The organism is Xanthomonas vasicola pv. musacearum NCPPB 4379 (genome assembly GCF_000277895.2).
GTDB lineage: Bacteria > Pseudomonadota > Gammaproteobacteria > Xanthomonadales > Xanthomonadaceae > Xanthomonas > Xanthomonas vasicola.
Genome location: NZ_CP034655.1, coordinates 3,393,814 through 3,415,307, shown reverse-complemented (window position 1 = coordinate 3,415,307; position 21,494 = coordinate 3,393,814). Strand labels below are relative to the sequence as shown.

General features: G+C 62.8%; 11 protein-coding genes, 3 pseudogenes and 1 riboswitch. Of the genes and pseudogenes, 6 read left to right on the top strand and 8 right to left on the bottom strand.

All coding sequences use genetic code 11. The features are described 5' to 3' along the window. Positions 1-87 precede the first annotated feature (87 nt). Positions 88-2,232 (top strand): type III secretion system effector XopP, encoded by a 2,145-nt coding sequence (gene xopP / locus KWO_RS15905; protein WP_165444891.1) that lies wholly within the window; start codon positions 88-90, stop codon positions 2,230-2,232. A 104-nt stretch (positions 2,233-2,336) separates the two neighbouring features. After that, positions 2,337-4,487, top strand: a pseudogene (gene xopP, locus KWO_RS22605) (type III secretion system effector XopP). A 127-nt stretch (positions 4,488-4,614) separates the two neighbouring features. Here the strand turns inward: xopP (KWO_RS22605) and KWO_RS15885 are convergent. From KWO_RS15885 to raxX, 8 genes and pseudogenes are all read right to left on the bottom strand, one after another. Beyond that, the gene (locus tag KWO_RS15885) at positions 4,615-4,881 is read right to left on the bottom strand and encodes a MafI family immunity protein (protein WP_010371611.1); all 267 of its coding nucleotides are present in this window, start codon (positions 4,879-4,881) and stop codon (positions 4,615-4,617) included. Further along, complete coding sequence (locus tag KWO_RS15880) at positions 4,874-5,656, bottom strand: EndoU domain-containing protein (protein WP_017113620.1); 783 nt, start codon at positions 5,654-5,656, stop codon at positions 4,874-4,876. Before KWO_RS15880 ends, KWO_RS15885 begins: the two co-directional genes overlap by 8 nt. Positions 5,657-5,822: 166 nt before the next feature. Continuing rightward, positions 5,823-6,180: pseudogene (locus tag KWO_RS15875) on the bottom strand (hypothetical protein); the annotation flags it as partial. An 807-nt stretch (positions 6,181-6,987) separates the two neighbouring features. After that, positions 6,988-9,096: a catalase gene (locus KWO_RS15865; RefSeq protein WP_010379083.1), complete on the bottom strand. Its 2,109-nt coding sequence runs from the start codon at positions 9,094-9,096 to the stop codon at positions 6,988-6,990. Between the two features lie 203 nt (positions 9,097-9,299). After that, on the bottom strand, positions 9,300-10,154 hold the full coding sequence (locus KWO_RS15860; protein ID WP_010379087.1) for an aldo/keto reductase: 855 nt from the start codon (positions 10,152-10,154) through the stop codon (positions 9,300-9,302). 59 nt (positions 10,155-10,213) lie between these two features. Beyond that, positions 10,214-11,101: pseudogene (locus KWO_RS15855) on the bottom strand (carboxylesterase family protein); the annotation flags it as partial. 533 nt (positions 11,102-11,634) lie between these two features. Then, positions 11,635-14,568 (bottom strand): aminomethyl-transferring glycine dehydrogenase, encoded by a 2,934-nt coding sequence (gene gcvP, locus KWO_RS15850; RefSeq protein WP_017112711.1) that lies wholly within the window; start codon positions 14,566-14,568, stop codon positions 11,635-11,637. A 99-nt stretch (positions 14,569-14,667) separates the two neighbouring features. After that, positions 14,668-14,782: riboswitch (glycine riboswitch) on the bottom strand. A gap of 253 nt (positions 14,783-15,035) precedes the next feature. After that, a complete protein-coding gene (gene raxX / locus KWO_RS15845; protein WP_124943973.1) occupies positions 15,036-15,224 on the bottom strand; it encodes a RaxX family RiPP in 189 nt (62 codons plus the stop codon). 450 nt (positions 15,225-15,674) lie between these two features. On the opposite strand from raxX, the gene raxST reads away from it, so the two are divergent. The 4 genes from raxST to KWO_RS15825 all read left to right on the top strand — a co-directional run bounded on the left by raxST (position 15,675) and on the right by KWO_RS15825 (position 21,492). Then, complete coding sequence (gene raxST, locus KWO_RS15840) at positions 15,675-16,478, top strand: RiPP modification sulfotransferase RaxST (RefSeq protein ID WP_019768459.1); 804 nt, start codon at positions 15,675-15,677, stop codon at positions 16,476-16,478. Then, positions 16,459-17,808 (top strand): HlyD family secretion protein, encoded by a 1,350-nt coding sequence (locus tag KWO_RS15835; RefSeq protein WP_026113264.1) that lies wholly within the window; start codon positions 16,459-16,461, stop codon positions 17,806-17,808. The genes raxST and KWO_RS15835 overlap by 20 nt, the downstream gene beginning before the upstream one ends. Continuing rightward, positions 17,805-19,961 carry a peptidase domain-containing ABC transporter RaxB gene (gene raxB / locus KWO_RS15830; protein WP_017112712.1) on the top strand — a complete coding sequence of 719 codons (2,157 nt, stop codon included), beginning with the start codon at positions 17,805-17,807 and terminating at the stop codon, positions 19,959-19,961. Before KWO_RS15835 ends, raxB begins: the two co-directional genes overlap by 4 nt. 277 nt (positions 19,962-20,238) lie before the next feature. Beyond that, positions 20,239-21,492, top strand: coding sequence for a multidrug effflux MFS transporter (locus KWO_RS15825; RefSeq protein WP_017112713.1), 1,254 nt, complete (start codon positions 20,239-20,241; stop codon positions 21,490-21,492). Positions 21,493-21,494: the final 2 nt, after the last annotated feature.

The following is a 21,494-nucleotide window of genomic DNA, read 5'->3' as shown; positions in this document are numbered from 1 at the left end:
CCCAGACCACCAGGTCTCGCATCTGCTGCGAACAGGCACATCTGGCGTCATGCGTGGCAATTGAATGGCAATATCGGAGGATGCACCGTGCCGAGAGTTCGAGCGACCAATCAAACCCCAGTGGATCCCGCGCAGTCCGCTCAACCAGCGGCGCCGCCACAGGATGCGGCAACCAACGCGAGCGTGCCTGACGACATAGTGGCGCCCTCCGCGCAACTCAGCGGGCTTGCCATCAGGCCGCGGAGAACGGTCCGAGCCTCCAGAGCCAATATTCCAGGGACATCCTCTGCCAACGCCAGGGACGTCATGGCGGCGTTGTTTGGTGCGCCGTCGGTTCCGCAAGCACCAGATCCTTTCGCAGTATTGAACAATGCCTCATCCACACTGATACGCTTCAACGACTGGGCACAAACAATAGGGCGGACGGATACAAAGGATATCGGAGCCTTGGAAACAAGAATCGGGACCGGAAAGTCTGCGATCGTATCCGCGCGACGAGGCTTGCAGGCGCTGAGTGAGCTCAAGATTCAACGCTGCATTTCATCCGCCGACATCGAAGCCCATGAAGATCGATTGGTTTCGTCTCTCGGACAAGCCGCAGCGATGACCTATGTGGCATGCGAACAACTGATCGATCAGAAATTGGCCCAGGAGTTGGGTGCGACGCTTACCGATAGCAGCGGTTTAGCGCAATTTGATGCCCAAGCCATCCGACTGGTGCAGCCGGAACCATGGCATGCGTTACGCGCTCATCTTCTTGATGTCATTGCAGCACTGGAAGAGGTTTTCCGACGTATCAAGTCGCCGATGACGAATCGGGCGCCGTCCGACTCGCAGAAGGACCATCTGCCGCTCGTCAGGATGACGATGGGATCTTGTTACACGCGCATGCAAGCCGTCCGTGGAGTCCTATGCGATATATATGCAAGAAGACTCTCCGATCAAGCCAGCAATTGCGGCTTGCCACAGGTGATGGATCGACTGAACGCGCTGGAAGAAATAGACAGGAGCATGGATGCTAAGGTCAGACAAGCGCTCAATGAGCTGACCGAGATTCATGTTGAACGCTATTTCTCAACCGAGCACTCGCTGACGCCGGAGATGCTGGCCATGTACAAGAACGTGCTTGTCGAATACGCCGAGCTGCGCGGCCGAGCGGCGACGCAGCTGTGTATGGATGCCGCCGCGCTCATCGAAGACGGGGGGCATGCCAGAGATCGTCTATGGCCAACGATGCTCGATCTTGCACAGGCGCTTACCGACCAACGCCAGGCGATTATTGACTTGTGCCAGTTCGCTGTCCAGGACAGACAGCTGATTGGCGCAGCAGCGCCTTCGCCCGAGCAAGCACCGGCGTCAGTCACACCAAGCGTGCCGATAACGACAGCAGGCAAGTCGAGCAGGTCACGCAAGGCGCGCACGCGCACGCCTGCTGCTTCCAGCTCGGCGGCAGTGCCAGCGCCGCAGGCAATCGATGCGCGTAGCGCAGCGCAGAAACAGGCCGACGAGTTACTGAGAGCCGCTCCCCTGGAGTCGTTGCCAGTAGCAGAACTCGAGGGAGATTTCATCGCGCTCGCCAAGCGCCTTGGCAAGGACACCACCGACGTAGAGCGCCTGATCAGTGACTCCAGGCACGACGCGGCGACGGCCTTCGATTTTGCCAGGACCTCCATGCAGGGCTGGTTCGGATCGAGTGAGCGCCTGCTGCACCTCAAAAGCAAGCTCCGCGCAGGAGACGAGCGCATCGCACAACTCGACACGCGGCTGCGTCTTCTCCAGAGGATCGAGCACGATTTCGAACGGCGCGAAGCCGATGCGCTCAAGACCGATCCGCAACCACGTGCGCCACACCTGGAGCGCCTGTTGGCGATGCATGGACTGGCACGCATCTCGGCGCCGAACCGCCTTCGCTCGGAGGGCGACCGTGGCGACCGTGGCACGCTGTTCGAAGTGCGTATCGAACACGCGCCGCAGTCGAATGGAGACATTCCCGCGCCCTGGTTCGTCCACATCCATACCGATAAACCGGTGATGCCCGCTGGGCTGCGCGCGCTTCACCCTAAGAACCTGGCCGCCGTCCATCTGAAGACGGCCAGTGAGGTCAACCTGGGCCCACGCTGGGAGGAGATGATGCGCGCCCTGGGAAATACCGAGGCCAAGGTGCACCGGGCAACCGTCGGCTCCAAGCTGCTTGGCCAGCTTTTGGCGCTTGGCTCTGGTGGACAGCGATAGCCACAACGGTCCACGTGCCGTCGCACACCTAGACCACCAGGTCTCGCATCTGCAGAGAACAGGCGCATCTGGGCGTCATGGGTGGCAATATCGGAGGATGCACCGTGCCGAGAGTTCGAGCGACCAATCAAACCCCAGTGGATCCCGCGCAGTCCGCTCAACCAGCGGCGCCGCCACAGGATGCGTCAACCAACGCGAGCGTGCCTGACGACTTAGTGGCGCCCTCCGCGCAATTCAGTGGGCTTGCCATCAGAGCGCCCAGGCCGGCCAGTGCGTCCAGAGCGAGTGCGCCCGCAGCATCATCCGCTAACACCAGGGGCGTCAGGGCGCTGCCCTTCAACCCGGCGCCTGTCTCAGGAGGGCCAGATCAGCTCAAGGTATTGCACACGGCTTCGGCCAGGCTGCAACTGTTCAATCACCTGGCCACAAACGTGGCGCCAACGGGGGTAGCAGACACCAGATCCCTTGAAGCAAGGTTAAGGTCCGGCGCATCGGCGATCGCATCCGCGCGACAGGGCTTGCAGGCGCTGAGCGAGCTCGAGATTCAACGCCGCATGTCATGCTCCGACATCGAAGCGCATGAGGATCGATTGGTTTCGTCTCTCGGACAAGCCGCAGCGATGAACTATTTGTCGTGCCAAAGAATGATCGATCACAAATTGACCCGGTAAATGGGTTCTGCGCTTGCGCAAAGCAGCCATTATGCGCGGTTTAATGTCCAGGCCATCCGTTTGCAGCAGCCGGAATCATGGCATGCGTTACGCACGCATCTTCTTGATGTCATTGCAGCATTGGAAGAGGTTTTCCGACGTATCAAGTCGCCGATGACGAATCGGGCGCCGTCCGACGTGCTGAAGGCCCAGCTGCCGATCATCAGGATCACGATGGGGTCTTGTCACACGCGGATGCAAACCGTTCGTGCAGTGCTGTACGAAATATATTCAAGAAGACTTTTCGATCAAGCCAGTCGTTGCGGCTTGCCACAGGTGATGGATCGATTGAGCGCGCTCGATGAAGTAGACAGGTGCATGGAAGCCAGGGTCGGGCAAGCGTTCACGGAGCTGACTAAGATTCATATTGAACGCTTTCTCTCAACCGAGCACTCACTGACGCCGCAGATGCTGGCCATGTACAAGGAAGTGCTTGTCGAATACGCCGAGCTGCGTGGCCGAGCGGCGACGCAGCTGTGTATGGATGCCGCCGCGCTCATCGAAGACGGGGGGCATGCCAGAGATCATCTATGGCCAACGATGCTCGATCTTGCACAGGCACTTGCCGACCAACGCCAGGCGATTCTTGATATGTGCCAGTTCGCCGTCCAGGACAGACAGCTGATTGGCGCAGCAGCGCCTTCGCCAGAGCAAGCACTGGCATCGATCACACCAAGCGTGCCGAAAGCCACGACGACAACAGGCAAATCGAGCAGGTCACGCAAGGCACGCACACGCACGCCTGATGCTTCCAGCTCGGCGGCAGTGCCTGTGCGGCAGGTCATCGATGAGCGCAGCGCGGCGCAAAAGCAGGCCGACGAGATACTGAAAAGCATCGCCTTGGAGTCGTTGCCAGTAGCAGAACTCGAGGGAGATTTCATCGCGCTCGCCAAGCGCCTTGGCAAGGACACGACCGACGTAGAGCGCCTGATCGGCGACTCCAGATATGACGCGGCGACGGCCTTCGATTCTGCCAGGATCACCATGCAGGGCTGGTTCGGATCGAGTGAGCGTCTGCTGCAGCTCAAAAGCAAGCTCCGCGCAGGAGACGAGCGCATCGCACAACTCGACACGCGGCTGCGTTTTCTCCAGAGGATCGAGCACGATTTCAAACGGCGCGAAGCCGATGCGCTCAAGACCGATCCGCAACCACGTGCGCCACACCTTGAGCGCCTGTTGGCGATGCATGGACTGGCACGCGTCACGGCGCCGAACCGCCTTCGCTCGGAGGACGACATTGGCGACCGTGGCACGCTGTTCGAAGTGCGTATCGACCACATGCCGCAATCCAATGGAGACATCCCGCGGCCCTGGTTCGTCCACGTACATACCGGAAAACCGGTAACCGCCGCCGGGCTGCGCGCGCTCCACTATAAGGACTTGGCCGCCGTCCACCTGAAGACGGAGAGAGAAGTCAACCTGGGCGCACGCTGGGAGGAGATGATGCGCGCCCTGGGAAATACCGAGGCCAAGGTGCACCGGGCAACCATCGGCTCCAAGCTGCTGGGCAAGCTTTTAGCGGCTGGTACTGGTGGGCAACAGTAACCACGACGCGCCGTCTGTCCTCGCCAAGGAAAGAGATCTCCGGAAAAGAACGCCCCACGACCGGCCTACTCACTCAACGTGCATGGCCAGCCTCGCCGCCCAGGAGAATGTTCTTCAAGCGGAAAAACTAAATCCTCAAATCCGCCAAGTGAATAAATGGTGGACGCCCTGGATCGAATCCCAAATGTGAAACCAGCTCCATAATCTCTTCATATTCGTTTGGATCAAGATCGACGTTATGCTCCAAGAGATGGTCGCATAGAATCTCGAAAGCCAGTGCGCTTTCTCCATGATCAATATAATTCAGGGCGCCATCGATAAGCGAATTTTCAAGCCTGCCTGAGAATTTGCGCCCAAGGTCATGTATTAGTTGATTAATCATAAATTTATTCAATCTTTTTTAACCAAGGCATTGGCGTGTCGTCAGGGAAGGCCGTAATGACCTTCCCAATCGCCGGCTGATAAATAACGCGAATACGAACACCCCCACGCACTTCAAATGCGACCCACTTCGCTGGATCACCGCGGCGCGTATAGGTTTCGCCACTACCAGTTTGCGCATACCAGGTCGTTTCAGGAGATGTGGCGATGTCGCCAATTTGATGGATGATCTTATCTGCCCCCCACGACTGCGGGAACACGCTCTTTCCTTGCTGTCCTGGCCACATATGCCCACCACTTCCAGATTCATCCCCGTATAGTATGTGCCGTTTGATCTCGAGTGGAATGATGTCCACATAGTTGTTCGGCTCTGCCATTCGGCTGGCGTGGTCGATGCCAAGCGCATCCATGATGCCAAGCGCATCCATGATGCCAAGCGCATCCATCTGCTCGGGGTTTACGTCCTGAGGCCTTGAGGCGCTGGCCCTGAGCGAATGCGTCCCCGTTCGTGTCCGTCGGACGGGCGCAGGAGTGAGGAAGGCAAGGGCGGTGTGGCGTGCTTGGGCGTCGTGGGAGGCAACAGACACAGACGTGGCCGACTGCATGTACTCTCCCCGCTGCAGCAGGCTTGGCAAAGATCTGAAGACTGTAATCATCCGATAGCTCCGGATCGAGCAGGTTGGGATCTTAGGGTCTTTCTGTCCTGACAATACTTGCACGAAGAAAGCCGATGTCAAAAGCTGTAAGCAGCCCGAAGGTTGGCTGACGTGAGGCGCGACGTGGCTCATGCGAGATGTCGCCGTCGGCAGGACTGATATTATGTATATCGCTGTCTGCAATACTACTTGCTGCGGTCTTCATTTCCGGGCTTTCTCAACCACGTTGCTGAGGAAAGAGGAATTGCATTCCAACACCTGGTTCACCAGCGCGGCATCCGGCATCCAATCCGCGCCAGACATGGATGACGTCAAATAAGACAGGGATGCCAAGCGGATTGCGCAAGCGAGGATCAGCGGCAACCAGGCTATCGTGAATCTCGCAGACATCGTCGATGTTCAGTGCATCCGTTTTCGCCTTTCCGTCAATTTCTTACCTTTCTCGGTATCGAGAAAGCATGGAATGCCACTGTCAGCCATTGTTGCGTGGCCTCTTTGTCCATGGTGCCCTCAACCAGCCTGACTGCCGAGCCGACGATGTAACCCAAGCGCTTGTTGTCCTCCGCGCCTTGCCCCATCGCGCAACATTCCACTGCTTAACCCAACAGGCTTCGGGAAATTCCGGTTTTGACAAGATGCGCCTGGCTATCGAGCATCCCGACCATGCCCACGTCGCTGCCTTCCAACGTCGCCTTGGAGCGCGAGAAGACAACAGCGCTTCCGGAAAGGCTCAGCGTGGGGCCAATGCCGCCAATGTCGGCCTTGGTTGATAGAAACGCTATAGGCCGAATGATCGAGAATATAGGCTTATCCGCAGGTTTACGACTGGAGCCGCGGCAAGCGCAAGTATGCTTTTGCTGCACGCTGCGTCCGGAGTTACGCAATCAAGCACGGCGGCCGTGCTTGATTGCGCCACGTTGCGGCGGGGCGTTAGTCCAGCCAATCGGGAAGCAGTGCCATGTTGCCGATCGTCGGCGGTCGCCGGGCTGCGTGGTAACGCCGCGTCATAGGCTGCGGGGAGCGGCAAACTTGCTGCGCCAGAGGTCGGGGTGATGCGAGGTTCCATACCGTGCTCCAGTGACTAGCGGCACATTCTGCAATGCGGCCAATCCCAAGCAACTCCGCTTGGCGCAATCGTCATCCGGTAATCGAATATCGACCGAGCATCATCATCAACGCTACCCCATGATCTGAACGCGAGCGGCATGCAAAAATCGCTCGCGACAAGATGCTCTATCGCGGCTTGGTAGCGAACATTGCGCAAATGCTCATGCTGTTTGCACTATCGAAAGCTTTGACTAAAGCGAAACAGGTGACGCTCTCCTTGGGATGGGCGCGGTAACCCGCCACTGCCCCGCAAACGCGTGGTAGCGGCGAAAACCGAGGGGCGTAAGGCCGCCGGCGCGGCGATGTGGCGTCCCTCGGTTCTAAGCCGGGTTCTCGGACCTTCCCTGGGCGCGCGATTACGCCAGCATGCGCACCTTCGGCTCGCGTGCCCACTGGCGTGTCTTCGCGGCGGTGATGAACGCCTTGGTATCGGCTGCGGGAACGACGCCGGCATCCTTGCCGACATTACCGGCCTTCAACAGCAATTGCGCACCATCGTCGAAGGCGATGGCCTTCAAATGCGCCCAGGCAAAGCTCACGAAATCCAGTGCTGCCGATTCGCGGGTCAGCAACTTGGCCGCTTCCGAAGACAGCAATACCGCCACGGCATCGAACACCACCGACGGCGTGCCGGCCAGCTGTCCATCGGCGGCCAGTTGCTTGCCGTCGCTGAGCTTGGCACCACCGAGCTTGGGGGCGACGATCTTGACCGTTGCGCCTGCAGCTTCCGCCGCCTTGCGCACTGCCTTGATCGCTGCTGCGTCCGAGCCGTCGTGAATCAGGATGCCAACCGTGCGTCCCTTCAAGGTGTCCTTCATCTTGCCGATGACCTGCAAGGCGGGCGACAGCGGCATGTCGATCGGGGCCACGGCAGCCGGCGGTGCTGGCGGTAAGGTGGTCATGCCCATGCCATCGGCCACACGCTGTGCGAGCTCCTGGTCGATGTGGCGCAGATGCCCAACGATGGCTTCGCGCACGTGTGCGGTTTCCACCTTCGACAATTCGAACACCAATGCCGATGCCATATGCGCTTGTTCCGGTGCAGTCTGGCTGCGGAAGAACAGTCTTGCCTGGCTGTAATGATCGGCAAAGCTCTCTGCACGCACGCGACCCTTCGCACCCTCTTCGGCCGGGGTTGCATGGCTGGGGAATCCACGCAGCGCTTCACGCGGCGCATCGGCCTGCAGCGAGCTGGGCTCATAGGCAACACGGCCCTTCGGCACGCCCATCTGCATGTGACCATCGCGCTGATTGTTGGCGAACGGACACTTGGGTGCGTTGACCGGAATCTGATGGAAGTTCGGCCCACCCAATCGGCTCAGCTGCGTATCCAGATACGAGAACAGGCGCCCTTGCAGCAGTGGATCGTTGCTGAAGTCGATACCGGGCACGATGTTGGCCGGGCAGTAAGCAACCTGTTCGGTTTCGGCAAAGAAGTTGTCCGGCCAACGGTCGAGCACCATGCGGCCGACGATCTGCAACGGCACCAACTCTTCGGGAATGACCTTGGTCGAGTCCAGATGATCGAACGGGAAGGCTTCTGCTTCGGCCTCGGTAAACAACTGCACGCCCAGTTCCCATTCCGGGAAGTCGCCGCTTTGGATCGCTTCGAACAGATCGCGACGGTGAAAATCCTGATCGGCACCGGCGATTTTGACGGCCTCGTCCCAGATGGTCGACTGCAGGCCCAGCTTGGGACGCCAATGGAATTTGACGAAGGTGCTCTCGCCTTTTTCGTTGAGGAAGCGAAAGCTGTGGATGCCGAAGCCTTCGATCATGCGCAGCGAACGCGGAATGGTGCGGTCGCTCATCGCCCACATCACCATGTGCATCGATTCGGGCGTCAGTGAGATAAAATCCCAGAACGTGTCGTGTGCGCTAGCGGCCTGCGGAAAGCCGCGATCAGGCTCCATCTTCACTGCATGAATCAGGTCAGGAAACTTGATCGCATCCTGGATGAAGAACACCGGGATATTGTTGCCGACCAGATCCCAGTTGCCTTCCTTGGTGTAGAACTTCACCGCGAACCCGCGCACATCACGCGGCGTATCCACCGAGCCGGCGCCGCCCGCAACGGTAGAAAAACGCGTAAACAGCGGCGTTTTTTCACCGACTTCGGTAAAGATCTTGGCGATGGTGTATTGGCTCAACGACTTGGTGAGCTCGAAGTGGCCGTGCGCAGCGCTGCCACGCGCATGCACGATGCGCTCAGGGATGCGCTCGTGATCGAAGTGGGTGATCTTCTCGCGCAGGATGAAATCTTCCAGCAACGTCGGTCCGCGCGGCGTCGCGCGCAGCGAGTTCTGGTTGTCGCCAACCGGAATGCCTTGATTGGTGGTCAGTTGCGGATGCGTACCGCCGGCCTTCTGGTGCAACTCATCGCCGGTGCCGCGCGACACATCGGCCGTTGCGCTTGCAGGTGGGAGGGCAGAAATCTGCGCAGATTTATTGGGGAGCTTGGTCATGTGGGGCTCAACTCTGGCGCGCTTGGGATGCGGGCTGAGCAATGGAGCCTGGGAGTGGTGCTGTTAAGTGTATGTGTCTGCATGCGAACGAATACTCACATGCATAGCCAACATTGCGCGGCGTCGCGGTTGCATGCTGCATTGGTCACACATTGCGTACCGCCATGTAGTGCGTTACGCAACGAACGCGACCATTGCGAGCTTTAGAGCAAATCTAGCGGCTGTTTACGCGTAGGCGGCGCGAATGCGCGATCAATCTCGGCAAGATCTTCTGCGTTCAATCGCAGCGTGCAGGCGGCGGCGTTGGCACGCACATGAGCCGGTGTCCCGGATTCGGGAATGGCGACGACGCTGCCGCTGCGGATCGCCCACGCAAGCGCTACCGCGGTTGCTGCCACGCCACGACGGTCGCCGATGGCGCGCAGCACTGGATGATCGAGCAACGCGCGGCTACCAAGCGGCGAGTAGGCCATCACTGCGACATCGTGCGCGGCGCACCATGGCAGTAGATCGAATTCGATGCCGCGGCTGCCAGCGTGATACAGCACCTGGTTGACCAGGCAATGCGAACCGCCATCGATTGCCCACAGCTCTTCCATATCGTCGACATCAAAGTTCGACACCCCCCAATCGCGGATCTTGCCGGCATCGCATAATGCTTCGAACGCCTCCACCACCTCGGCCAAGTTACTGCCGCCGCGCCAGTGCAGCAGGTACAGATCCAGCGTACGCACGCCCAGCCGTTGCAAGCTGGCTTCGCAGGCACGCGCAATCCCGCGTGCGCTGGCATTGCTGGGCAATACCTTGGACACCACATAAGGCGGCTGCGCGCGGCCGATGGCCTGGCTGATTAATTGCTCCGAGCGGCCATTGCCATACATTTCCGCAGTGTCGATCAGCTGCATGCCCAATTGCTGCCCGAGTTGCAGCGCTTCGATTTCCTGCTGCGGCGCATGCCGGCCCTGGCCCAGATTCCAGGAGCCTAGGCCTAATGCGGGCACTCTGCGGCCGTTGCGCAGTCGCACCTGTGCGCAGGGGGATGCAGTGGATTCGGGCATGAGTGGCTCCTGTCGCGTTGGTATGAGAATGACGACTGCATGACGCCGATGTCGCCAAGTTACCGCGACGATGGCTGCTCTGATGTTGCCGCAGTGTCTGCATGCGCATCCCAGAACGCGCAACGATGACGCTGCACGAAGTCGGGCGTTGTGCCGATCCTGTGCGGCGACAACGTCAGCGGTGTCTCACCATCGAAGCGCGGCCACAGTGGCCGCCCACCACCGTTGGGATCGCCAGTGCGTGCGAACGCACCCCAGTAATCCTGCAGCGTATTGGCAAGCGCCTGTTGCGCTGGAGTGAACGGCGCATCGCCACTGAGTACCCATGGGCGCTGGAACAGATACACCAATTCGGACGCATGAAAAGCGCCCAATGCACGCGAAAACGGCAGGCGCAACAAACCATACGGCGCCTGCGGGTCGTCGAATTCATAGGCGTACACCGGCGCATGCGTGCGCAATGCCTGCCCAAGCCGACGCGTGGGGCAGGCGAAGCCACCATCGGTGACGATGTCGGCGAACGCCTCCCAGCGCGATTGCGCGGCGACATCCGCGTACTGCGCCAGGATCGGCTCGGGCGACGCATGCATGCGCTGCACGCGTGCGTCATAGCCGCTGCGCAGGTTGAGCTTGCCGATGTACGACAGCAGCTGCGCAAACAAACGCCCCTCGTCGCGATTGTTGCCGATCAGCACCGGTACCTGCGCGTGTTGACCGTTGCCAATTGCAGCGCTCGGTGGGAGCGGTAACACCTCACCACCGGACATCGGCGCCCACGCATCGCTGCCGGTCAGCCCGCGTCGTTGTGGTTTTGCATCGGCCAGCGTGTCGGCCGGCAATGCGCGTAGGCAGGCGGCGACATCGCTGGTCTGCGTGCAGCCCAACTTCTGCGCCATGCGCACACCGCCGCTTTCTGCTTCGCGCTGCGGCACGCTGGAATCGCTTGCGCACTGGCAACGCCGCGTACCGGACCGGCTGCGGTCTGCACCACCTCTGCGCGTGCATCCGGCGCATGGACCAGCGCCGGCACTTCGCCGGGACGACGTGGTGCGCAGCCGATCAGCAGGCAGGCGGCCATCAGCACGGCGCCAAAGTATTTCAGTTCACGCATGCGCTAGGGTCTGTTGTGGGAGTGAGCGTCCGTCATCATCCTGATGGCACGTGTAGGCCAGGCAAACTAGGCTTCCGCGCCCGAGCAGCAGTTGGTGGGTGTGGTAGGCGCCATTTGCCGAACGGACGTGCGAGCTCATTCGTCATCTATGCGTCGCATCTCGCTCAAGGCAGATGTTTCGGTAATGACATCTGTAGCGACAGCGACGGACACTCTTTCCAACTAGCGAGCTCGCGGCTCGCATTGAAACCGCAGTGCCAGGGCCACATGGTGGAGCGCGCATCGCGATCACCATTCACGCGTAGCGCAATAAAAAACCCAGCCGCGTTACCGGCTGGGCTCTCTTGTCTGACGTCGCCGGTGCTGCGATCAGGCCTCGGCGTCTTCCTTATACGCATCCACCGGAATGCATGCGCACATCACGTTTTTGTCGCCGTAGACGTTGTCCACGCGTGCCACCGGCGGCCAGTACTTCTGCTGCTTGAGGCTGGGCAGCGGGAAGGCCGCCAATTCGCGCGGGTAGGCATGCGTCCATTCGCTGGCCGACACCTGCGTTGCGGTATGCGGTGCGTGCTTGAGCGGGTTGTCCTCGCGGTCCAGGCGGCCGTCTTCAATGGCGCGGATCTCTTCGCGGATCTGGATCATCGCGTCGATGAAGCGGTCCAGCTCATGCTGCGATTCGCTTTCGGTCGGTTCCACCATCAGCGTGCCGGCAACCGGGAAGCTCAACGTCGGTGCATGGAAGCCGAAGTCGATCAGCCGCTTGGCGATGTCTTCGGCGCCGATGCCGCTGGTCTTTTCCAGCGGGCGCACGTCGAGAATGCACTCATGCGCCACCAGCCCGTTGCGGCCGGTGTACAGCGTCTTGTAATGCGGGGCCAGTCGCTTGGCGATGTAGTTGGCGTTGAGCAACGCCACCTGCGTTGCCTTGCGCAGACCGGCGCTGCCCATCATGGTCATGTACATCCAGCTGATCGGCAGGATCGAGGCAGAACCATAAGCCGCCGCGCTGACCATGCCCCCAGTGCGCAAGGAGCCGGCAGCTCCGCTTTCGGAGTTGAGTCCGCCGCCATGGGCGGCGACATCTTGACCTTCGCCGGCATGGATGCCGGCACGAGGAAGGTAAGGCGCTAGGTGTGACTTCACCGCGCACGGGCCCACGCCCGGGCCGCCGCCGCCGTGCGGAATGCAGAAGGTCTTGTGCAGGTTGAGGTGCGACACGTCTGAGCCCCACTTGCCGGGCTTGGCCACGCCGACCAGCGCGTTCATGTTGGCGCCGTCGGTGTAGACCTGGCCGCCATGCGCATGCACCGCTTCGCAGATCGCCACCACGTCCTCTTCGAACACGCCATGCGTAGAGGGGTAGGTGATCATCAGCGCGGCCAGACGGTCGGAATATTTTTCCGCCTTGGCGCGGATGTCTTCGACATCGACGTTGCCGTTGGCATCGCACTTGGTGACCACCACGGTCATGCCGCACATCTGCGCCGAAGCCGGGTTGGTGCCGTGCGCGGATTCGGGAATCAGGCAGATATCGCGATGCGCTTCACCGCGCGAACGGTGATACGCACGGATTGCCAACAGGCCGGCGTACTCGCCTTGCGCGCCGGAATTGGGCTGCAGGCTCACTGCGTCGTAGCCGGTGCATTCGACCAGCATCGCTTCCAGCTCGTCGATCAGCTGCGCGTAGCCGGCCGATTGTTCTGCCGGTGCCAGCGGATGGATGGCGCCGAACTCGGGCCAGGTCACCGGAATCATTTCGGCGGTGGCATTGAGCTTCATCGTGCAGCTGCCCAGCGGGATCATGGTGCGATCCATCGCCAGGTCCTTGTCGGCCAGCGAGCGCATGTAACGCAGCAGTTCGTGTTCGCTGTGGTGGGTGTTGAACACCGAGTGGGTCATGAAGGCACTGGTGCGCAGCAGACCCTGCGGCAAGGCATCGGCGGTGGCGGTATCGAGTGCATCCACATCGGCAGTGGCACCGAACAGCTGCGCCAGCGCAACCACATCGGCGCGCGTGGTGGTTTCGTCCAGGCTGATGCCGACCGCTTCGCTATCGATGGCGCGCAGGTTGATACCGGCCGCACGCGCACGGGCGTGGATGGCCTCGGCATCGATCGCCTTGACGTGCAGCGTGTCGAAGAAATGCTCGCCCACGGTAACGCCGACACTACGCAATGCGGCGGCCAGGATGGCAGCCAGGCGGTGCGTGCGGCGCGCAATGCGGGTCAGCCCATCGGGGCCGTGATACACCGCGTACATCGAGGCCATCACCGCCAGCAGCACCTGCGCGGTGCAGATGTTGGAAGTGGCCTTTTCGCGGCGGATATGCTGTTCGCGCGTCTGCAAGGTGAGGCGATACGCCGGGTTGCCGGCAGCATCGACCGACACACCGATCAAACGGCCCGGCATCGAACGCTTGTAGGCATCGCGACACGCCATGAAGGCCGCATGCGGGCCACCGAAACCGAACGGCACGCCGAAGCGCTGCGAATTGCCGACCACGATGTCTGCGCCCCATGCGCCGGGCGCGGCAATCAACGTCAGTGCGAGGAGATCGGTGGCCACAGCGACCAGGCCGCCTTGCGCATGTACGGCATCGGCCAGCGTGGCGTGATCGCCGATATGGCCGAAGCTGTCCGGATATTGCAGCAACACGCCGAAGCATTCGGCCTGCAGCGCTTCTTCCGGCGTACCGACGCGCAACACGATATCCAGCGGCTCGGCGCGCGTGCGCAGCAATTCCAGCGTTTGCGGGTGCACCGCGTCGTGCACGAAGAAGGTGCTGGACTTGGACTTGGCCGAGCGTTTGGCCAGCGTCATCGCTTCGGCCGCGGCGGTGGCTTCGTCCAGCAGCGAGGCATTGGCGATCTGCATGCCGGTCAAATCGGCGCACAAGGTCTGGAAGTTGATCAGCGCTTCCATGCGGCCTTGCGAAATCTCTGCCTGGTACGGTGTGTACGCGGTGTACCAGGCCGGGTTTTCCAGGATGTTGCGCAAGATCACCTTCGGCGTATGGGTGCCGTAATAGCCCTGGCCGATAAAGGTGCGTTGCACCTGATTCTTGCTGGCAATCGCGCGGATCTTGGCCAGCGCTTGTTCTTCGGTGATCGCGTCGGGCAGCGCGAGCGCAGCCGGCAATTTGATGTTGCCCGGCACGATGGCGTCGGTGAGCGCATCCAGCGACGCGTGGCCAACCACCTCCAGCATCTGCGCGATTTCCGCGTCGTTGGGGCCGATGTGGCGTTCGACGAACGCGCTGTGGTGTTCGAGGTCGCGCAGGGAAGACGGGGTCTGGGACATGGCGGGCATCCGGGGCAGGGGCAGACGAATGGTCGACCCGCACCGCAACCGGCATGACGCGCATGTGCGCACCACGACCTGCCGCAGCGACGGTCTTCCTCGCGCCCCTCTGTCCTTTTGCCTGAGAGTTTAAAAACGCGGCAAGGCGCATGGCCTGCCTGCGTTTCGTGCCCCTTCGGCGCCGGCATCGGCCGGTCTCTCCAGAGTTGTACTGCGGATGGTATCGGGCCTGAGCGATTACGGGCTGTTGCGCCTTCGGCAGCGGCAGTGCCGCTTCTCCCACCGTGTTGCCTGGCTAGTATAGCCAGCGCCCAGCCGCTTGGCGAAATGCTGCGCGGCTCGATCGACCGCCGGAGACCGGGCGAGTCGCCTCGTCCGGTCTCCAAGTTCTCAGGGGCCGCGGTCACCTCCGCTAACCGGTGGTCCGGCGACTGCAGCGCCCGCTCGATCCTGCCAGTGCAGTCGGATCAAGGGTTCCCTTTTTTGGGCGGCGGCTTTGGTGGGTCGTGGCGGTCATTCGAGCCCGGCGGGGCATAGTCCCCACCCCCGACATGCTTCCACAGACGCTGGTCCAGCGGCTCTAGCCGGCCCTTGGCGCCGGCCGACCGCTGGAGCGATCCCGCGCCATTGGATGGCGATTTTTTCAATAGTTTCATGTTGACGTCCTCGCAGGTTGTGCCCTTCATACGCAGCGTCACGCTGCCCGAAGGGACGGCGGCGTAACCGCTCGGCCATCTGCCCGGTGGCCGGTGAGACTAAATATGGCTGGACCGCTGGACCGCTGGACCGCTGGACCGTTGGCCCTTCCGCGCGGGGTACGACCATGCGCCCCAGCCTGCGCGGTCTTCGGAGCGACACATCACCGGCGCACGAGGGTGTGTGTGCGGTAACGAACGTCGCATCTGCCAAGTGCGCGGCGCTACAAGGCAGTGCGATGCCGGTCACTGCAAGCGCTGCCACGGCATGGCCGGAGCGTCGGCATTCGCAAAGCGCAGCGTATTTGCGCAGCGTGTCCGCGTGCGCTGTGGCACACCATGCAAGCTTGGTCAGCGATGCGTTCAGCCGGCATGCCGCCGCCGACCAGCATCGGACAGGGGAAGCGCGACGTGGACTACCATTTCATCTCCGGGCTGCCGCGTGCAGGCTCTTCGTTGCTGGCCGCATTGCTGCGGCAGAACCCGCGAGTGCATGCCGACGTCACCTCGCCGGTCGCGCGGCTGTATGCGGCGATGCTGATGGGCATGAGCGAGGAACATCCCTCCAACGTGCAGATCGACGACGCGCAGCGGTCGCGGCTGTTGCGTTCGGTATTCGACGCCTATTACCGGGATCGCCAGGGGCTTGGCACGGTGTTCGATACCAATCGCGCCTGGTGCAGTCGCCTGTCGGGTCTGGCCACGCTGTTCCCGCACAGCCGCATCATCTGTTGCGTGCGTGATATCGGCTGGGTCGTCGATAGCTTCGAGCGCCTGGCGCAGACCCAGCCCCTGCGCTTGTCGGCGGTGTTCGGCTACGACCCGGAAGACTCGGTTTCGATGCGCGCTGACCTGCTGACCGCACCGCGCGGCGTGGTCGGCTATGCGCTGGATGGGTTGCGCCAGGCGTTCTACGGCGACCATGCCGATCGCCTGCTGCTGTTGCGCTACGACACACTGGCACAGCGGCCGGCGCAGGCGATGGAGCAGGTCTATGCCTTCCTGCAACTGCCGGGGTTCGCGCACGATTATGCCGGTGTCCAGGCCGAGGCCGATCGCTTCGATACCGCACTGCAGATGCCAGGCCTGCATCGTGTCCGTCGCGGGGTGCATTACGTCCCCCGGCGCAGTGTGTTGCCGCCGGCGCTGTTCGAGCGGCTGCAGGAGCTTGCCTTCTGGGAAAGCGAACCCTCGCATGGAGCCCTGCTGGTATGAGCAGACACGTGGCTTGGCAACGCACGGCGGCGCGCCGACGGCACTACCGAGCAGGCGGGCAGCACGGCCGGGCGTCGGCGGCTGCGGGCGGATGACGACACTGTTCCGACGCGAGGCAATGGACTACCGGCAGCGCAGTCGGCTCGGGCCGGTGGTGCTGGGCCAGCATCGCGCGCTGCGTTGGTGCGTAGGCCTGCTGATGGCAGCGGTGATCCTGCTGCTGATCGGATTCTTCCGTCTGGGCTTCGCCCGTAGCAAGACCTTGCATGGCACGGTTGTCCCGGCAGACGGAATGATCGCACTCACCACGCCGCAGTCGGGCGTGGTGGTGCAGGTCGGCGCCGTGCAGGGCCAGGTTGTCGCTGCTGGCCAGATGCTGTTCGTATTGGAGGCCGAGCATCGCGACGATCGCGGGCGGCCGACCCGGCGTGCCGCTGCGGTGCTGGCTGAGCAGCAGCGCCTGGCCGTCGAGGCGATGGCGCAGCTGCGTGCCCAGGGGCGCATGCAGCAGCAGGCGGCTGCGCGGGCCTTGGCCGGCCTGCGTGATCGCCTGCAGCAGGTCGACGCCGAGCTGGACTTGCTGCGCCATCGGCAGCAGCTGACCCAATCGATCGAGCAGCGTTATCGCACCGCCTTGACGCGTGGCCTGGTCAGTCAGCAATTCGTCGACGAGAAGCAGGCCGACGTGCTCGATCAACGCACGCATACCCTAGAAGTGGAGCGCGAACGTATGGCCTTGGCCGATGCGCTTGCGCAGGCCCAGGTCGAGTTGCAGCAATTGCCGTCCAGCTTGCGCCAGCAATTGGCGATAGCCGGTGCCGGCCTGCAAGAGGACCGGCGTGCGGCGATCGAGCAGGCTGCCGCGTCGCGTTGGGAAGTGCGCGCGCCGCGTGCCGGGCGCATGGCGCTGCGGCCGCTGCAGCGCGGGCAGGCGGTTGTGCAGGGACAACGGCTGGCCGATCTGCTGCCGACGTCCATAGCGACCGAGGTCGTGTTGTACGCGCCCTCCGGGGCCGCCGGGCTGATCGGCCCCGGAATGCCGGTGCAACTGCGCTTCGATGCCTTGCCCTACCAGCATTACGGTCAGTTTGCCGGGCGGGTGGTCGAGATCGCCGCGGCGCCCGAGCCGGCGCGGGTCGACTCCGCGTCGGCGAGCGAACCGTTATACCGCGTGCGGGTGCGCCTGGCCGGGGATGCCGCGCTGCGTACAGGACGCATGGCGGTCCTGCGACCGGGCATGCGCGTGCAGGGCACGCTGGCACTGGAATGGCGGCGTTTCTCGCAGTGGGCGTTCGAGCCGCTGTCCAACGTGTACGGCACGCTGCGATGAGCCGCTGGTGGGCGCAGCTGCGCCGAGCGTCCGGCTTGCGTGCCTTGCCAATGATCCTGCAGGGGCAAGTCGGCGAATGCGGATTGGCGGCCATGGCCATGATCGCCCACCATCACGGTTGCCACATCGGCCTGGCCGAACTGCGCCGCCGGTTCCTGCTGTCGCGGCAGGGAACCAACCTGGCCAATCTGGTCGCGATTGCGCAGGCGCTCGGTCTGCAGCCGCGCGCGCTGCGGCTGGAAATGGACGCGCTGCCGGATCTGCAGTTGCCCTGCATCGTGCACTGGGATCTGAATCATTTCGTCGTGCTCAAGCGGGTGGGCGCCAACCGTCTGCAGATCCACGATCCGGCCAGCGGGCCACGGAGCCTGACGCCCGGCGAATTCGCTCGCCATTTCTCCGGAATCGCGCTGGAACTCAGCCCGACTGCCGACTTCCGTCCGCAATCTGCGGCGCCGGCAGTGGCGTTGTCCTCGTTGATCGGTCGTGTCCACGGGCTTGGACGGGCGGTCTGGCAGGTGCTCGCCTTGGCGTTCGCGCTCGAGGTGCTCAGCCTGGGGATGCCGTTCCAACTGCAGTGGATCGTCGATCAGGCGGTGCCGTCGGCCGACATCGGGCTGATCCATGTCCTTGGCGCCGGGTTCCTGTTGCTGGTGGTACTGCAAGCGTGCATCGGCCTGCTGCGCGGATGGTTGATCGCCAGCGTGTCGGCGCAGTTGGGCTTTCAATGGATGGGGCAGGTGTTTGCGCACCTGCTCTCGCTCCCATTGGCGTATTTCGAGAAACGTCACCTCGGTGGCATCCAGTCGCGCTTCGCCTCGATCACGCAGGTGCAACGCACCTTGACGACCGGATTCACCCAGACGCTGGTAGATGGCGTGCTGGTGGTCGGCACCCTCGGCCTGATGCTGGTCTACAGCGTCGGCCTCAGTGCGATCACGCTGGTGGCGGTGGCGCTGTATGCAGCGACGCGGTTGCTGTGGCTGGGGCGGATGCGCGAAGCCGCCGCCGAGCAGTTGTTGTGGGACGCGCGCCAGCACACCCATCTGTTGGAAAGCGTACGTGGCATCCAGGGCGTGCGGCTGTTCGGTCGCCAGCAGGTGCGGCGCATGGATTGGACCCATCTGCTGGCCGAACAGACCAATGCACAACTGCGTCTTGCGCAGGGCGAGGTCTGGCAGTCGTCAATCAAGCTCCTGCTGTTCGGATGCGAGCGGGTGCTTGTGATCTGGCTCGCCGCGTTCGCGATCCTGCGCGCGCAGCTTTCGCTCGGCATGTTGCTTGCGTTCATGGCCTATCGCGAGCAGTTCGCCACGCGCTTGTCCGAGCTGATCGATCGCCTGGTGGAGTTCCGCCTGTTGCGCGTCCATCTGGAGCGGGTGGCCGACATCGTCCATCAGCCGCGGGAGGAGGCCGGCCAGCGCATCGATGCACCGGCCTGGAACGACACCACCATCGAACTGTGCGGCATCGGCTTCCGCTATGCCGACGATACGCCGGCGGTGCTCGAAGACGTCAGCGTGCGCATCGCCAGCGGAGAATGCGTGGCCATCACCGGTCCGTCCGGGTGCGGCAAGACCACCCTGGTCAAGTTGATCCTCGGGCTGTTGAAACCCAGTGCTGGGCAAGTGAAGATCGGCGGGCGCCCGCTGGCCGACGCGGCGCTGGCGCACTATCGCGCCATCGTCGGCACGGTGATGCAGGACGATCTGCTGTTCACCGGATCGGTCAGCGAGAACATCAGTTTCTTCGACCCGGAGCCGGATCAGGCGCAGATCGAACGTTGTGCACGCATCGCCGGCGTGCACCAGGAGGTGGAGCAGATGCCGCTCGGCTACGCCTCGTTGTTGAGCGAGGCGGGCACCGGGTTGTCGGGCGGGCAGCGGCAACGCGTCTTGCTGGCGCGCGCCCTGTATAGGTCGCCGCGCATCCTGGTGCTGGACGAGGCAACCAGCCATCTGGACGTCATGAACGAACACCGCGTCAATCGCGCCATCCAGGCGATGCAGGTCACCCGGATCATCGTGGCGCATCGGCGCGAAACCGTGGGCATGGCTGCACGTGTCATTACTTTGGAACGCGGACGCGTGGTGAGCGATCAGCCGATCGCCGCTTGGCAGCGGCTGCAGGAGCGCTCGGCCGCCGCCGACTGATCGCGGCGTTCGCCGCTGGCGCCGAGCAAGGCCGGTGTGTCCTTGCCTGCGCGCCGGGCCGCTTTGTTGGGCGGGACGAAAATACCGTGATGGCACCAAGCGACCCCGACAGCGATCCGGTGTCTGTATGCCGCGCGTGCGCTCCGGCGCTGGCCGAACATCTGGGCAGTTGGCGTAAAGTGTCGGATCATTTGCCCCCATGCTCGCCGCTGCGGTCGTTGGCCTGGCCACTGCTAAAGGCGCCTGCGCGTTGGGGAATCGTCCGGATACCCTGCGCATGACTTCTGCTGTTCCCACCTCCCGTCGCATGGCGCTGCTGCTTGCCGGGCTGTCGATGTTCGGCCCATTTGCGATCGACACCATCTTCCCGGCGCTCTCCCAGCTCAGCCGCAGCTTGGCGGTGGACCAGGTGGCGATCCAGCAGACCGTCAGCGTCTATCTGCTGGCCTACGGCCTGATGAGCATCGCGCATGGGCCGTTGTCCGATGCCTGGGGCCGCAAGCGGGTGATGCTGGGCGGGCTGGCGTTGTTTATCGCCGGCTCGGTCGGATGTGCGCTGTCGCAAGACTTGCCCACGCTGCTGGCGTTCCGCGCGCTGCAGGGCCTGTCGGCCGGCGTGGGCATGATCGTCGGGCGTGCAGTCATTCGCGACCTGTTCAACGGGCCGGATGCGCAGCGGCTGATGAGCCAGGTGTCGATGATCTTCGGCATTGCGCCGGCCATCGCGCCGATCATTGGCGGCTGGATCCTGCTCAGTGGCGCCGGCTGGCCGTTGATCTTCTGGTTTCTGGTGGTGGTCGGCCTGGTGCTGCTGGTCGCCACCCTGATCTGGCTGCCGGAGACCCACCCGGTGGAAGCGCGCACACCGCTGCAATTCAAGCGACTGCTGCAGGACTATGTGCGCATCGGCTTCAACCCGCGCTTCCAGCGCCTGGCTGCGGCGGGGTCGTTCAATTTCGCCGGCATCTTCCTATACATCGCCTCGGCGCCAGTGCTGATCATGCAGCACCTGAAGTTGGGCGAAGGCGACTTCGCCTGGCTGTTCATTCCCACCATCGGCGGCATGACGCTGGGCTCGTTCCTGTCCGGGCGCATGGCCGGGCGCATGGATCCGGTGCGGCAGGTCCGCATCGGCTTCATCTGCTGCGGTGTGGCGGCGCTGGTCAATCTGGCCTACACATTTGCGGTGGCGCAGATCGCCTTGCCGTGGGCGGTGCTGCCGATCTTCCTGGCGGGCATGGGCATGGCGGTGATCTTCCCGATCCTGGCGCTGGCGGTGCTGGACATGTACCCGCAGCAGCGCGGCCTGGCGTCCTCGCTGCAGGCCTTCACCCAGTTGATGACCAATACGGTGGTAGCCGGGGTGTTGTCGCCGCTGCTGAGTGAACACCCGCAGCATCTGGCGATCGGCATGACCGGCTTTTTCTTGCTGGGCTGGCTATTCTGGCGCTGGGAGCGCCGCAGCGGCCGCCGGTTACGGCACCGCCAGGCCACCGAGGCAGTGCCTCTGGAGCCGGCCGACCACCTCTGACC

What these genes read in the sequence shown, in the direction of transcription:
- raxX (WP_124943973.1), bottom strand. Translation starts at nt 15,224, where the DNA reads ATGAAACTATTGAAAAAATCGCCATCCAATGGCGCGGGATCGCTCCAG.
- KWO_RS15860 (WP_010379087.1), bottom strand. Translation starts at nt 10,154, where the DNA reads ATGCCCGAATCCACTGCATCCCCCTGCGCACAGGTGCGACTGCGCAAC.
- gcvP (WP_017112711.1), bottom strand. Translation starts at nt 14,568, where the DNA reads ATGTCCCAGACCCCGTCTTCCCTGCGCGACCTCGAACACCACAGCGCG.
- KWO_RS15835 (WP_026113264.1), top strand. Translation starts at nt 16,459, where the DNA reads ATGGAGCCCTGCTGGTATGAGCAGACACGTGGCTTGGCAACGCACGGC.
- KWO_RS15865 (WP_010379083.1), bottom strand. Translation starts at nt 9,096, where the DNA reads ATGACCAAGCTCCCCAATAAATCTGCGCAGATTTCTGCCCTCCCACCT.
- KWO_RS15825 (WP_017112713.1), top strand. Translation starts at nt 20,239, where the DNA reads ATGACTTCTGCTGTTCCCACCTCCCGTCGCATGGCGCTGCTGCTTGCC.
- raxB (WP_017112712.1), top strand. Translation starts at nt 17,805, where the DNA reads ATGAGCCGCTGGTGGGCGCAGCTGCGCCGAGCGTCCGGCTTGCGTGCC.
- KWO_RS15880 (WP_017113620.1), bottom strand. Translation starts at nt 5,656, where the DNA reads ATGAGCCACGTCGCGCCTCACGTCAGCCAACCTTCGGGCTGCTTACAG.